This is a genomic window from Runella zeae DSM 19591 (assembly GCF_000423565.1).
In the GTDB taxonomy this organism is placed as follows: domain Bacteria; phylum Bacteroidota; class Bacteroidia; order Cytophagales; family Spirosomataceae; genus Runella; species Runella zeae.
Map to the genome: position 1 here is coordinate 200,734 of NZ_KE384040.1, position 15,680 is coordinate 216,413.

Consider the following 15,680-nt stretch of genomic DNA (forward strand, 5'->3'; position numbering starts at 1 on the left):
CAGAAAACACTATTTATTATTTGGTATCATTTAAAGAAAAGTTTTGCTCAATTTTGGCATAATTTTCGTTTTCCCTAAAACAGCACTGAACTTACTTTCATGAAATCTATTCGGGATATTGGCTTTTTTGTACTTTCGATATTGAGCCAACAAATATATGCACAGCAGTTTATCGGACAACACAGTAGCAATTATGCGGGTATCAATCGGGCTACCTTCAATCCTTCGGCTATTGCTGGTACTCGTTATCGTTATCATCTCAATTTGATTTCTTTCAACGCCACTGTCACCAATCGTTACTTTAAATACTTTCGGTCTGATGCTTTGTTTCATCCTTTCAAGCACCCTTACACCGAAGTAGATATGTACGGAAAATCTAAGCTGACGGGATCGCTTATTGAAGGTGACCAACTTAATCTTTCTGCCGAACTTCGCACGCCGTCGGGCTATCTGGGTTTGGGCAGAAACAACTGGCTTGTGGTGGGATTTCAGACGCGGATGCGGGGTTTTGTGCAAGGTTCGGGCGTACCGTCGGTGATTTCACAGGTCTATACCGACCGCCTCGATTACGGTCTTAACAAGCCTGAGTCGGGCAGTTTTAAGGATTTTGTGGTCAATCAGCATTCGTTTTTTGAAACAGGCGTCACTTTTGCGGCCATGCCCGTGCGCCTAGAGGGCATCGCTCGCTTGAAAGTAGGAGCTACGCTCAAAAGGCTGTCGGGGGCTAGAAATGTATTTTTGAATATAAAAAGTGCTAATTATCAATTACGTCCGCTTAATCAGGATGAATATGTGCTCGATTTGTCGAACGTAAATTATGAATATGGCTATACCCAACCCGTCCAATCGTTTAGTTTAGGAAGTTTGTTCTCGTCGGCCTACGGGTCTGGGGCGGCGGTAGATTTGGGAGCTACGTTGGAATTGGGACAGATTCAGGACCACGCCCAATATCGCGCCAATTATATCATCCGAATTGGCGCAGCCCTTACGGACGTAGGAAAGATTACCTATCCTAAAGGTGGGAAAGTGTATGCGGGAACTGTGAATAAATTGACCTTTAATCAGGCACGTATCATTGATATTGGTAATAATTCTTCTCAAAATCTCGAAACTACTTTTGGGAAATCAGACCCGAAAGAATACAGCTATGAAACCCACCTGCCTAGTATGCTCAATATGGATGCAGATGTGCAATTTGCGAAATCATTTTTTGTGAATGCTACATGGATGAAACCTGCCAATAGCGGTAAACTTCCCTCGTACCTTTACCAACCTGAAGTATTTAGCCTTACGCCTCGTTTTGAAGGAGAAGATGTGGAGTTTACGCTGCCTATCAGTTGGATTAAAGGCAACGACAACCCCACTATCGGTTTCTCTTTGCGATTTGGCCCCGCTTATATTGGATTTAGCAACTTTGGCGCTTTGGCGAGTAGAAGCGTACAGCCAAGAGGTTCATTGGCTTATTTTGGCATTCAGATCTGGAAACTCAACGAAAAAGCTTTGACCAAACGAAAAAAATAAGGAAAGCCTTTTGGTTGAGAATGTGATGATTGGCTTCATTATCATTCACTTCGGAGGCTTTTTACGGGGTTCATGAGCGCGGCTTTGACAGCCTGAAAGCTGACCGTTAATAACGCAATGGCCAAAGCTCCTACGCCCGCCAAGGCAAAAATCCACCACTTTATTTCAATTCGATACGCAAAATTTTCGAGCCAATGCGTCATAACATACCAGCCAATAGGCGACGCAATGACGATCGCTACCAGAATGAGTTTTAGAAAATCTTTGGAAAGAAGTGCTACAATTCCGACAACAGAAGCGCCCATTACCTTCCGAACACCTATCTCTTTGGTACGCTGCTCAATAACAAAAGCAGAAAGAGCAAACAAGCCAAGACCCGCAATCATGACCGCCAACAACGAAAATATCGTAAATAACTGCTGGGTGCGTTGTTCGGCTACGTACAACGAAGCGTATTTTTCGTCCACAAAATGATATTGTAGAGGTACGTCAGGATTAAATGCCTGCCATTGTTTTCGTAAATCTGCCAGAAAATTGGGAACCTCATTGGTTTTGATTTTCAGTACCAGCCCCCCGCCGTTGTTGCCCAACATCATCAGAAGCGGAGCGATTTTTTGTTTAACCGACGTATAATTAAAGTCTTTGACAACCCCTATTACCTTAAATTCTGCCTGCCCCGAGCGTACAATTGTTTTGCCGATAGGATTGGTTTTATTCCAGCCCAATTCTCTCACGGCCGATTCGTTGATAATTACTCCCGACGAATCCGTGGTGAATTCCTTTGAAAAATCCCTTCCTTTTACCAGTGTAAGACTCAACGTACGGACATAATCATAGTCTATGTGAAAAATATCGGCATGAATTTCAGTCCCATTGCCGGTATCGTTTTTTGGGAAAATTTGAGTGCCGTCAATGATCGAACTAGTGGGTACATTTCTTGAAATACTGGCTGAAATCACATTTTTATGCTGTAATAACTTTTGTTGAAATGCCACTTGATTGTGAGCCAACGCCCTAGTGTCAGGCAAAAACAAGAGTTGGTCTTTATCGTACCCCAATTTTTTATTTTGCATATAATCCAATTGGCGGTTTACAACGATTGTAGAAATAATCAAAACCGTAGAAATAAAAAACTGAAAGACAATCAGCCCATTATGCAGCGACTTCTTTTGCGTTTTTGGACTCGACAATGTGCCCTTTAAGTTTTTTAGAATATTAACAGACGACAAGAAAAAGGCTGGATAGATACCTGCAATTATGCCCGCCAAAAGGCTTACACATCCCAACCCCAATAGCATTTGCCCTTTAAGGAAAAAAGTAAAAGTGATGGTTTTGTTTGTTACTTGATTAAAGACAGGAAGCAAGAGTAAAATCATTAAGTATGCCAGTAACATGGCAAAAAACGTAAGTAACACCGACTCGGTTAAAAACTGAAAAACGATATGTCTTTTGATAGAACCCATTACTTTTCGAATCCCCACCTCACGCGAGCGTCGGGCGGCATACGCCGTAGAAAGGTTGGTAAAATTGGCGCAGGCCAGTAGCAAAATGAAAAATGCCAAAATTGAAAAAATATACACATATTGAATATCGCCGTTGGGTTCAAGTTCGTATTTAGTGTGCGAATGCAAGTGAATCTCAGTCAGTGGTTGTAACTTAAAACGAAACGTTTCGACTGATTTTTGCGCTTCGGCCAAGCTGATTCCCATATCTTGCTGTACTTCTGGTACTACATATTTGGCTACTAACTGTGGAAACTTCGCTTCTAGTTTTTTAGGGTCTGCATTGTCATTCAGTTCCAAATAAGTATAATACCCCACATTGCTCCAAGTAGGGTAAGGAATCTTGAATGTCGAAAGGCTCAAAAAGGCATCGAAATGAAAATGAGAATTGTCGGGTAGTTTATAGATGACTCCCGTTACTTTATAAGCTGCTTTTTGGGGGCCAATCGTCAAGGATTTGCCCAGGGGATTTTTATTCCCGAAGTATTTTTTTGCAAGATCTTCGGTAATAACGATGCTGTTGGGCTCTTTCAAGGCATCTACTGCCTTTCCTTCCAAAAACGGAATTGAAAACAGGGGTAGAAAATTGGCGTCCGCAAATGCTAGGTGCTCTTCTTTGAATTGTTTATCTTCAAATTTTACAAAATCACTCACCGATAACAGCCTCGCGGCCTCTTTGACCTCAGGAAAGGCGGCTTTTATTCCATCTCCCACCGCAGCATCGACACTAGGGTACACGGCTACGTCTCCGTTGCCTGTCACTGAGACATGGATACGGTAGATATTGCGAGCATTAGCCGCGTAGGTATCGTAGTTCAATTCGTCATAAACAAAGACCGCAATGAGCATAAAACACGCAAGCCCTACCGATAGGCCTAGAATATTGATGGTGGCAAATGCTTTGTTGGCGACCAAATTTCGTAGTGCAATTTTGACATAATTACGTATCATATCAGGACTGATTAAAAAGCGTTTAGGGTATTTATTGGGCTTTCGTTTAAAGAAAAAAGGCGTTAAATAATGCAGCACCGCCCACGCGTATGCACGTCTGGCACGCGCAAGACCCACTTCTTGGGTTTGCTTTTGGAAAATTTCGTACAAATCTCCTTGCAAATCTTCGCGTAGGTGCGGTGCTACAAACCATTCCAACAGGCGGTCGGCCCAGCGAGGAGGTCGGGATGCCGCATCACCGACGTTTTGGGGTGGTGTAGGTTTCATATTTATTCGTTTCGCAGTGATTTTACAGGATTCATCAATGCTGCTTTGATAGCTCGGAAACTAATCGTCAGGAAAGCAATACTTATGGCCAACAGTCCTGCCAATACAAAAATCCACCATTCAATCGTAATTCGATACTCAAAGTTTTGAAGCCATTGACTCATCAAATACCAAGCAACTGGCCCCGAAATGACAATAGCAATCACAATCAATTTTAAAAAATCTTTAGAGAGCAATGCCACAATTCCTGCCACCGAAGCACCGAGTACTTTACGCACACCGATTTCTTTTGTTCGTTGGTTAGCAGTGAAGGTAATGAGGCCAAACAAACCTAAACAAGCGATAAAAATGGAAATGGAGGCAAAAATTCGGAAGGCGTCGAAAATCAACTGCTCGACAATGTATTTTTTTGCTAATGATTCATCCAAAAAGGTGTATTGGTAAATGTCTTGCGGAAATGTCCGTTTCCAAGTCTGTTCGATGGCATTGAGGGTTTGAGGTACAGCAGTTAAAAAACCATTCTGGGTCTGCAACTGTACGTGGATTCGGTCATAAAAGCCGGTATTTTGGCACAACAACACACAAGGTGTAATCGACTGTTGCAGAGACATATTATGAAAATCTTTGACGACTCCGACAACAACCGCCTCACCTTCATTAATGACCACGACTTTACCAATCGCCGTTTGGGGAGTTAAACCCAACATTTTTACCATTGTTTCGTTGACCACAAATCCCGAACGGCTCAATACCGTATCTGACTCCGTAAACCAGCGACCCGCTATGGTTTGCAGCCCAAATAATGGCAGGTACTTGGTGTCAACCAATTTCATTTCGGCTTGTCGATTCATCTTAACAGCTTCAGATTTCAATCTAAAATCGGTTCCATAATAATTTTCAGTAATAGGTTCGCCCGATGAAAAACTAACCTCTCGAATGGCGGAATTTTGCAGTAATTGTTGTCGAAAAACATCAAGCTTACCTGGTGCTTGATTCCGTGGCCCATGTAGCGTAATGACGGCTTCTTTGTCAAAACCCAATTCTTTGTTCTGAAAAAAATCCATTTGTTGTGCCACCACAAACGTACTTACAATGAGGAAGTAGGTAAGACAAAATTGCACAATGATGAGCCCTTGCCTTAATGAGAAACCTTCTCGTTGGCCAGAAACGACATTTTTTAAAGCCATAATAGGCTGAAAATCTGAGACCACTACAGCAGGATAAAAACCCGCCAAAAACGCGACCGTCAGTATAAGCCCAGCCCCAAACAGCCAAACCGTCACATCGGGGTGTAAGTCTAAATTGATAATGGTCAATGAATGATTAAGCCATTGCAACAGTTGAGACAATATCCCGAGCGAGAATATACCTGCGATAGTCGCTATGATGAGCGTTTCGCCGATGAATTGACCCATCAACTGGAATTTTGTGCTACCAATGGCTTTACGAACGCCTACTTCTTTGCTTCGACGACTGGCTTGAGCTGTAGTGAGATTGATGAAGTTGAAAGAAGCGATGAGTACCAGAAAGATTGCCAAACTCGCCAGCCCCCATAACATCTCCCGACTAACCATATAGCTGCCCTGCGAAGCGCCGTATAGAGTAGTAGTATGAATATCGGTGATGGGCTGAAGATGATAACTAATACGGCGGTTATCCTCCTCATTCATGTATTTTTTCTTCAATACTTTTAGCTGCTGTTCCACCACTTGGGGGCTTACTTTGGGAGGTAAAGTAATATAGGTAGTTCCTTGATAATTTCCTGACCAGTTAGTGGCGGCGTAGGGATTATTCGTTTTGAAAAATTGATAATTGACCACCATTTCAAACAACAAATTGGTATTGTTAGGTGGATTCTGAATGATACCCGTTACTACTAATGGTGCGTTGTTGTTGAGCGTTAAAATTTTACCAAGCATTTTGTCATAGTTGCCCGCTTGGTCGGCAAAATAGCGTTCTGCCAATTTTTGTGTCAGCACCACCGCATTAGGTTGCCGAAAAGCTGTTTTGGCATTTCCTGCCAGCCATATCCCTTCAGGAATCGCCTTCTTAAAATCAAAGGTTTGTAGGTAATGTTCGTCAGCAAACAACAACCGATTTTCTTCAAAGCGATGGACATTCCCCTGAGCATCAACGGAGTTAATGATGCGACTCAACGGCCCTGCGGTTTGAGTCACATTCATTGTTGGCATATCCCGACGGATAGCCTCGGCCAGTGGATAAGCGGTGGTAGGCCAATATTGTATGCCATCGGCTTTTTGGCTATGTTCAACGATACGATACGTACGTTCAGCATTGGAGTGAGCTCCGTCAAAACTTAACTCATATCGTATAAAAATATAAATAATAAGACAGCTTGTAATACCTAACGACAGTCCAAAAATATTGATAAAAGTGTGTATTTTACCAGCCCACAGTTGACGGAAGGCGATTTTTAAATAGTTTCGTATCATGACTGGAGTGAGAAAAGAAGGTTGGGGATATTCCGTTTGTTTTCGTTTAAAAAAATAAGGCGTCAGATAATGAAGCACTGCCCAAGTATATTCCCACTTTGCACGGGCAAGGCTCACCTGCTCGACTCGCTTCTGAAAAATTTCGTACAAATCTCCTTGCAAATCTTCGCGTAGGTGCGGTGCTACAAACCATTCCAACAGGCGGTCGGCCCAGCGAGGAGGATGAGGGTGGTTTTTGTCAAGCATAACGAAAAGCGTGGTTATGAGTGGCCAATCAACTGTAACTTTTCCTGCGGAATGGCCTTCCAAAGTTGGTCGCGCAAGGCTTGGATTTCCTGTAAGGCTCGGCTTCCTAAGGCGGTTACGGTAAAAAAGCGTTTGCGGCGTCCGCCGCGTTCAGCCGTTGCGCCTCCCATTTGGGAGCTTAAAAATCCTTTTTCCTCCAACCGATACAGCGTAGCATGTACCGCACTGATGGTAATACTTCGACCCGTTTGCTGCTGTAGCTGTTCCCAAATGATAACACCATAGGCGTCTTCCGAACAACCCGCTACCACGAGCAAAACAATTTCCTCAAACTCTCCCAGAAAGGTTCTTTTCATTGAATTATTGGTTCAGGATGATTAGTTATAATAATGCAAATCAAATCCTGTGCCAACCACTAAAACAGCATTATTTGGCCTTTTGAGGCCTATAAAGAAGAAAGATAATGTCCAAAAACGGACAATGTATGTACTATTGTGGACACGAGAAAAGGACGTTTTTAGCGCCGCCGCAGTTTGGGCCGCCGTCTTTGCCAACGCCTGGCACGCGTACTTCCAGTACTGCTTGTGGTGCAGTATTCTCCAGCTGCTGAATCAGCTCCCACGTAATGCTTTTCAAAGGAATCTTCAACCGACGGCTCCACTGCGTATCTAGTTGACCAGCAGCCTTACCAATGTCAATATAGATAAAACGTTCTTGGGGAGAGCCTTGCGTAACGGCTCCCAGAAAAACGGGGGATTCGTCGGGGGAAGACTTTACTTTTACGCTTACTTCAAATGTGAGGTCTTCGCCCGTCGATTTTTGTTTTTGAAGGGTAACATAGTTATGCCCACTGCCTTGCTGAATCCCAAAGTCGGTATCGGCCGTTGGTTTTTCTAAAATAATCCGAAGGTTAATTTCTCGTTCCATGGCTTGTTTGTTTCTGTGAATCTAGAAGTGTAGTGTGGCAAAATAGAAGTATTAGCCTCCTGCTTTTTTGGCTTTATACCCTTTGGCGAGAAGCCACGTCAGGATTTTGTCCCTAAAATCTCCTTGAATCAAAATTTCGCGGTCTTTGGCCGTGCCTCCTGTACCGCAGAGGGTTTTGAGTTGCTTGGCTAGGGCTTCCATATCGCCGGTTTTGCCCGTCCAGCCTCGGATAGCTGTTACTACTTTACCGCCGCCTTTGCGCTCAAGCCACACCTTCAATTCTTGTTGATTGGGTGCGGGCGTAGTGGCCTCTTCTTCTGAGTCGTCGTTGTATTGGAAGTCAGGGTTGGTCGAATAAACGATACCGCTGCGATTTTGTTTAGCCATGATTATTAAATTTGAATGCTCGAAATAGTAGCTTTTTGGCCATTTTTCAAACAGAAACCCCAAAATCGCTAATATTTATACAGCACATAATTTATATCTGAATGCTCTGCCAATATACGTTCCATGCCTTCAAATGCAACTTCTATGTTTTGGTTTAATGCATAATGACCATAAAAAGCCTCTGTAGCGAGTTGAGCGGTGGCTGCGTCGAGTATTCCGTCTACGGCGATGATAGGCGAATGGTTACTGTGACCGCGTAACAAGTAGGCTAATGTACTTGAATTGCTAAAGTTGAGGAAAAATATTGTTTGCCTTTCAGTGTATTCTAAAAAGAGTTTAAATGTTGGAGTAATGTCTTTATCCAAAAATAATGACTCTGAAATGTGTACAATAATTGGAAAAGAAATATAGGAGAAAAAGTAAACTTCATCAAATCTTTCCAAATAATCTGGAAAATGAATGCAAGGAAAGGGGATTTGAGATATGTTTTGGCCTTCCCAATTATTTTTGGATAAATAAAGAACAAGAGGATTGCCCAAAGGAGACTGATTATCATTGGGAAGAGAATGAGAGTATATCTCATATTTTTTACGAATCTCCTTAATATGCGATGCCAATTTATTTTTGGTGCATTTGTGTAGTTCGGGTGGGAGATTGAGAATCGGATTGCGGCGTACATCCATAGAGCGCAATTTGGGCATTTGGGTCGCTGCGAAGAGAATGATTTCAATTTTGTTGTTTTCAAATGAAATAGATTCCAAGGTTGGATGTCGCCACATCCATTGAGGTAAAGCCGCAATTTCGGCATCATCGATTTTGAGATGTCGTAATTTTTTGAGGGTCGAGAGGAAAAAAGGAAGGTCGGAGATGGGGTTTTTGCTGGCGAAAAGCCTCTCAAGATTTTCAAATTGAGCCAGATTGTCAGGCAATTCGGTCAGCTTGTTGTTGTACAAATCAATGCTTTTCAAATCAGTAAGTTCCCACACTTGCGGGGGCAAGGCTTCGAGTCCGAGGCTGCTCAAATCCAATTCTCCCGATTCTTGGGCTTTTTGCAGGCGTTTTTGTAGTTCATTTTCAAAACCTAATTGTGCCAAATCCCTAATCCATTTGTTGAGGGCAGGTTGCCAATCTTGGTAATGCTCTTCAATCTCTCGTTCGATTTCGGGCGCAAAATTATATTTCTGAAAAAGTGACTGAGACAAAGGCTGCCGCCTTGAGAAAATCGGATAGTCGCGCAAAGAACTCGCTTCAAAATTGCAGTTTTCCCAAAGCACACTACAAACCACTCGATTTTCAAAGCGGCTCAAATAGGCAATCAGCTGCGAAACCTCCCCATGTCGCATAAAATCAAGTACCAAGGCTTGATTCAAAATGAACACAATCACGTGGGCATCTCGTAGGGTGTGAAGATTATGCTCAAATTCCTCTTCCGCCAGCGCACTGTCTTTCAAGCCCGAACGGTCTTGTTTGGTAAATAAGCTAATGTCTTCTATTTCAACGTTGTAAAGAAGTGATTTGAGATAAGATTGTTTGAAAATAGGAATTTGTTTTACGCTCATTCCCGACGAAATACGCACCACTTTGAGTTGGCGTGTATGGCGTAGAAGGGCATATTTTTCAAAAATTTCTGTTAAGTCTTTGGTCCTTAAGTCTCCAAAATCTTCTAACAAAACTTGAATAGGTGTGTCAATTGTATAACCACAATCAAGCAATAATTCTGCTTGATAAGTATTGTATTGTGGTTTGTTATTTAAAAAAGCAAGGTGTTGATTCCCCAATAATTTGGGGTAGGGTGTCATTAATTTATTTTGGGTTTGTTTAAAAACTTGTCGGATAAGTTTTTGGTAACTAATATCTTGAAATTCATTCACTATCTCAAGTATGGATGCAGAGTAACTGGGTAGCTTTGTAGTGAGGATTCTATTTTCTTGTAATGAGGGAACAATCGTAATATGCTTCTCATTATTAGCAATTCTCCACTCAGTATCAGTAGTAGGAATATCTAAAATAGATACCACAAAGGGATTTTGTGAACTTGCAGAGGCCAGCGCCGATTTATATTCGGCTTCTGAAATGTAGCTTGATTCGTCAAACATGGTACTACCATAAGTAGGGATTCTGTTGGGGGAATCAATGCCTGAAGCTATCACAATGAGGATAGTATCGTCTTTCGTCGCTTTTCGAAGATTATCTTCAATCCAAACTAAAATAAGATTTTTAGAGGCTCTTCGTTCAGTGAGAGTAACAATAGAAGCTACCCTTTTTTTAGATAAAAACCTTGCCCAACCTTCAATATTTCGAACAACAGGAGAGAGTGTGGAAGGATCGACTGCTGTACTATCGACTCCTACCAAAATCGCATAAATCACTCCTTGATTTTGCTCGGTGGTGGTGTTTACTTCCAAATTTTCTAAAATTTCTTTTGGAATAGCGACATTCAGGCCACTTTCGCGCGGATTTTGTAACAAATGAGCTATCGAGGCGATGGTGTTTTGAGCTTCTGAAATTTGGCCTTTTTGGTATTGTTGGATGCTTTCTCCAAGTTGAACCAGCGCCGACAAAGCGTCATTTTTAGGAATCGTCCTTTCGGATTGCTGCGCCCATTGATTTCGGTTTTTTACCCAACTCACAATATAATCCCTCAGCATTTTGCTCCCTGTTTCGTGTTGGCGAGTAGTAAGAAGTTGCTGTAGTAAATGCGCTACTTTTTGGGGCGACGAAATAAGTTCTGCTCCGATTTTGAGAGCCACAGCCAATGCTTCAGAAGGGATTTTGTCGCGGCAAAAATCTAAATAACGAAGTGTAAAATCAGCAAGTGCTGCCACCGTATCAGGCGGCAGACTCTGCCACAAAACAGCTCTAATCGAAGGGTATATTTCGTACAAATCATAGCCGATTTCGCGACAAAGCGGTGACAATAGCAAATCGCCAACGGCATTGATAGGAGGAGAAGTATTGGGGGTGGGGTTGTTTTGACAGAAATTGAGCCAGATTTTATAGGTTAAATCAGTAGTAAGGGCTAGTGGAAAGGCCGCGCAACGCGCCAACCAAAGGTAATCAACGGTAGGGAAATCGCGCACAAAAGCCTCCAAACGGCTGCGGTCGGTGGGATCGGGGAGGAGGGCAATAAGGGCAGCAAGATGATTCATAACTCTAAAATCAGGCGTTTGAGTTCGTCGTTGCTAGGATAGTGTACTCTGAGCAAAAAAGCCAGATAATCAGCTGCCGTTCCAGCGGTGTTTTTGACGGGATTGAGCCATACCAATCGCTGTGTGGTGTTTTTGATGGTATTTATTAAATTCAAAAACACAGACAGTCGCTCACTGTCGAATCGGCGACGGGCGGCTCCTGCGTCGCTGAAAAACACAATCGCCGTTTGTTTGTTACAGTTTTTCAAAATAGCCGATAAGGTTTTGATTTCGGTATGGGAGCGATTAGTGAAAAATTTAAAATCGGCTTCTTCTGGCGAGGGATAATCATGGAAAAAATACTGCTCAGTCCGCTGAATATTGGGCGTAGTGCGCACAATATCAAGTAATTGTCTTTCCCAAACCTCATAGGGCAACATCGACCCGCCGTGGTCAGAAAACCAAATCACTTGCTGCGTACCCACATTTTGACGATGATAAGGAAGTTTATTGATGATGCCTTCGCGGGCTACTTGCTGTACCAATGCGGATACATCTAGGCGGTTGGTGGTGCGTTTTTGGGTCGGAACGCGCATTTTGCGCCAATTTTGCGCTGTTTTGCGTACCGTAAAAGGGATGTGCTTTTGTTCAGAAAAGATAAAACTTACCTCCTTGGCCGAGAAAGTGTGTGGTGTTTCAGTAGCCCAACTTTCTCCTTGACCGCTGTCGATGTTGAGTGCCACTTCTATGGTGTCAAAATTCAAAGAAGGAGGCGAAGCCGTCGGTGGTGCGGGTGTTGGAGAAGGAGTAGGGGATTCAGGAGGTGGCGAAGCGACGTGCTGTGGTGAAGAAAAGGCTTCTTCTGGAATATAACTGTCGCTGTTGTTTACGGAAGCTTTTGAGAGTTGGGTTGGAAGAAACTGTTCAGGCACTTTGGTATAGTAGTATTCAAACAATTCCTCAAATTCTCCGCGCTGACTAGGCCGACTTAGCCAAACGGTTTTACAGAAATTCAACAATTCTGCCTTGGTTTCAAATTTTGACAAAATAAATCCTCTCAAAAACAATTCGTATTGTTCCCAACCCAACTCCCACCCACGGCTGCGTAGAACTTGGAAAAAATCATAAAAGAGCGCCGTTGGTTTTGCCATAAATTTTTAAGTAGAATACTGTTTGGGAATCCCTAAAACCCCCTGCCTTTGGGGTACGCAAAATAAAGAAGAAACTTCTCGTATAGGTAGCCCGAAACTAACGGTTGGATTTATAATCGTCTAAAGTTTTGAAAAGCACTTCTGGAAAAAGAATATTCGTAAGTTCTTCTTTATCATTGAGTTGAAGGCGTGGTTTGTCGGTCAAATAATAATAGTGAATCACACGTAGCCAATCCAACAGCTCACTCGTGGAGGGAAGTTTATCGGTCGTTTGGATGCTCGACATTTTTTGGCGTAGTTCCCCAAATTGTACGATGATACTTTCGATAAGTGGCTCAGGAAGAGCTATTTCAAAGAGTTTTTCTTGCGCTTTTGCCTTAGCGGCGACAATCTTAAACAAATCATCGGGACTCGGAAAATCGATATAATGAAATACGCAACGGCGCAAAAAAGCGCTAGGAAGGTCTTTTTCGTCGTTGCTTGTGATGATGATAATGGGCGATTGCTTGGCTTTGATTTCTTCGTTGGTTTCGGGAATAAAAAAGCGCTTCTGGTCTAGTTCAAGCAACAAGTCGTTAGGAAAATCAAGGTCGGCTTTGTCGATTTCATCGATAAGCAATACGGCGGGAGCTTGGGGGGTAGAGTACAAAAAAGCCTTGCCCAATGGACCAAATCTGCGGTATTTTTTGAGGTCTTCATTTTCTGCCAAATCATCTCCTCTAGGAATATTAGCTTCGCGTAGGCGCGCCAAGTGGTCAAATTGATAAAGTCCTTCGGTGACTTTGGTGGTAGATTTGATAAACCACTCAAAATAATACCGCCGATACTGTCGTCCGTACATTTCGTACGCCAAAGCCTGTGCTAGGCGCGTTTTGCCCGAACCCGGCTCGCCCATCAAAAGTAAAGGGCGACCTAGCAAGCGGGCGTATTCGACGGCAGCCACTAGCTCCTTACTCGGAAAATACGCCGGAATCACCTCCTCGATTTTGTCGTCTTTTTGGCTTTTTTCCGCGATTTTCTCTTCTATTTCATCATTACTTGGCAGTTTGTAGCGTAGTTTGATGGTTTCGTTGAGTTTTTCACCTTGGTAGGTGAGTTTAGAGTTGGAGAGTATCATGAGAGTTTTAAGACTTGATCTTCAATAATTCGTACGAATTTTGGACTAATCGATTCACAAATTTTAATCATGGCCGTTTTGCGGCGGGCATTGACAATCTGTGTTTTGTTGTTTTTTATATTAAGCTCAAATTCTGGTGTGATTTTTTTATAAGTCATTTCTTTCTGTCCATACCATTGGTTGAATTCAGACTCAGAAAGTGGGGTAATAGGCGATATCTTTTCAATTTGAATAGCTTCGTCGTCAGTGGTTAGAGGCAAACTCAAAAGATGTGTGTCATAATTAAGGACAAAAATCATGATAGGATATTGCAATTGGTAGCCATTATTGCGGCTGCGTTGCTGGTAAAGTTGGGTAATTTCTGCCCAAAATTGATTCAAAATAGCGCTTTGGTATAGATTTGCAGAAATAAGGTCTATATTATCAAAAACTAGGATAAAAGGTTCTTTTCTGTCTAAAATAGCTTGAGCACATTCAGATGCCATAGTTTGAAAATTACTAGGAAATTTTTTTAAAAGCATGGAGTAAAGCGAACCTATGAGTTGTAGTTCGTTGCTAATGCTTTGATTGCCTGCTACTTTTATGGATTCTATTTTAACGTTTGAAGCTACACCCATTCTTTTTTTGATAGTCTTGACCAGCAAAGTTTGAGCACAGTCGATACTGCCTTCAATAAGGGTAAAAAACAATTTAGGTTTTCCTGCTATAAAATTCTTCTTTTCTTGTTCAAAATCTAGGCTTTCTAAGTCGCTTACGAGTGTATTTTCATTGATTTGAAGTTCTAAAAATAAAGGAAGCTCCACACAAAATACCTTTTGGAAAAGGTCCATTGGATTGGCTGAAAGGGTGTTTTCGATGGCTTTCAGGGTTTTAAGCCAGTTTCCTATTCCTTTGCTAGAAGGGAATGTACGATTCTCGTCAAAAATAGACGAAATCAATGTTTTGGCTAGTTCATAAGTGTCATCTATTTTTACGAAGATGTGTTGTTTGTTGGATAGGAGGTTCTTTTCATTAGCAAATTGGATATATGATCTCAATTCACCATAATTTCCGTCTAGGAAGTGCAGTATAAAGTTGGCAGCATTCCATTCTGCCAAAAAATCTTCAAAAGAGGGAGTTTCATTTTCATTTATATCCCAAACTCCATTGGTAATCACATCCAACTGAGCGCTTCCATGTAATTGTAGAGGTTTGTAATACTCTTTGATTTGACGGCCATACAAGCAAAAAACCTTTTTACGGCTATCGTCGCTGGCTTCGCTCAAAATATATTTTTTGGGAGGTAGCAAGCACCACTTTTGAACTTCTTCAGTGGCGTTTTCATGGTATATCTCCCACGCAAACTCTTGATTTTGAGCATGAGGAGGGGACTTTAATCCCCGAAAATGATACTGTTTGGAAAGTAAAGCAGGATTGGTTTTGAAAAAAATACTGGTTTCTTCAAAAGCTGCGAGTAGGGTTTTGCCTGCTTGTCCGCCGAGGGTTTCATAAAACTTAGCGGCAATCAGCGAAGCGTCATGGTCGCCGACTTTATCGGTAGTACCTACTACAATAGGCACGCCTGCATTGCTAAGCTCTTTGGCTATTTCGCCTGAATAACAGCTGTTTAGGAAAATGATTTTAAGGTTTTTTTGATTTTTGAGGTAAGCTACCAAATCCTCTTTTTCGAGCAAAGTGGGTACGCCATTTTGTTGGCTGATGATAGCTTCTTTATTTGAATGCCCAATATAGTGTATCATCCTGATTTGGGATGAGATGTAGGCATCGTTGAATTCGGAGGCTAGTTTTTTGAACGAAAAGTCGGAAACTTCACGCCAATCGGCATAGCCTTTTTGGCGGGCTTTGTTAAGGGCATTTTGAATGGAATCGATTTCTTCGCCCACTTGAGGCAAGGGCGCGGAGGCTATATTGGCATGACCTATGATAATAATACTGGGCATCATTGAGATGGATTCTTCATTTGTAAAAGGCTGTTCAATTTTGTTTTTAATGAATCAACAAGTTACCAATTTTTCATGACATATTGAAAA

The 15,680-nt window shown here is 42.2% G+C and carries 10 protein-coding genes; 1 reads left to right on the forward strand and 9 read right to left on the reverse strand.

Annotated elements, in window-relative coordinates:
* The first annotated feature begins 99 nt into the window (after window positions 1–99).
* Window positions 100–1,521: a DUF5723 family protein gene (locus G563_RS0126805; RefSeq protein WP_028668046.1), complete on the forward strand. Its 1,422-nt coding sequence runs from the start codon at window positions 100–102 to the stop codon at window positions 1,519–1,521.
* Between the two features lie 41 nt (window positions 1,522–1,562).
* On the opposite strand, the gene G563_RS0126810 is transcribed toward G563_RS0126805, so the two are convergent.
* The 9 genes from G563_RS0126810 to G563_RS0126850 form a co-directional block, all read right to left on the reverse strand.
* On the reverse strand, window positions 1,563–4,241 hold the full coding sequence (locus G563_RS0126810) for an ABC transporter permease (protein ID WP_051211233.1): 2,679 nt from the start codon (window positions 4,239–4,241) through the stop codon (window positions 1,563–1,565).
* A gap of 2 nt (window positions 4,242–4,243) precedes the next feature.
* Window positions 4,244–6,940: an ABC transporter permease gene (locus G563_RS0126815; protein WP_028668048.1), complete on the reverse strand. Its 2,697-nt coding sequence runs from the start codon at window positions 6,938–6,940 to the stop codon at window positions 4,244–4,246.
* A 14-nt stretch (window positions 6,941–6,954) separates the two neighbouring features.
* Window positions 6,955–7,296: a PadR family transcriptional regulator gene (locus G563_RS0126820; protein ID WP_028668049.1), complete on the reverse strand. Its 342-nt coding sequence runs from the start codon at window positions 7,294–7,296 to the stop codon at window positions 6,955–6,957.
* A 133-nt stretch (window positions 7,297–7,429) separates the two neighbouring features.
* A complete protein-coding gene (locus tag G563_RS35990; RefSeq protein ID WP_051211234.1) occupies window positions 7,430–7,867 on the reverse strand; it encodes a DUF5990 family protein in 438 nt (145 codons plus the stop codon).
* A gap of 51 nt (window positions 7,868–7,918) precedes the next feature.
* Entirely contained in the window at window positions 7,919–8,254 is a 336-nt protein-coding gene (locus G563_RS0126830) for a translation initiation factor (protein ID WP_028668050.1), read from the reverse strand.
* A 68-nt stretch (window positions 8,255–8,322) separates the two neighbouring features.
* A complete protein-coding gene (locus G563_RS0126835) occupies window positions 8,323–11,403 on the reverse strand; it encodes a leucine-rich repeat domain-containing protein (RefSeq protein WP_028668051.1) in 3,081 nt (1,026 codons plus the stop codon).
* Window positions 11,400–12,533, reverse strand: coding sequence for a hypothetical protein (locus G563_RS0126840; protein ID WP_028668052.1), 1,134 nt, complete (start codon window positions 12,531–12,533; stop codon window positions 11,400–11,402). Before G563_RS0126840 ends, G563_RS0126835 begins: the two co-directional genes overlap by 4 nt.
* A gap of 97 nt (window positions 12,534–12,630) precedes the next feature.
* The gene (locus G563_RS35995; RefSeq protein ID WP_051211235.1) at window positions 12,631–13,650 is read right to left on the reverse strand and encodes an AAA family ATPase; all 1,020 of its coding nucleotides are present in this window, start codon (window positions 13,648–13,650) and stop codon (window positions 12,631–12,633) included.
* A complete protein-coding gene (locus tag G563_RS0126850; protein WP_157585636.1) occupies window positions 13,647–15,593 on the reverse strand; it encodes a CHAT domain-containing protein in 1,947 nt (648 codons plus the stop codon). Before G563_RS0126850 ends, G563_RS35995 begins: the two co-directional genes overlap by 4 nt.
* Between the last annotated feature and the right edge of the window lie 87 nt (window positions 15,594–15,680).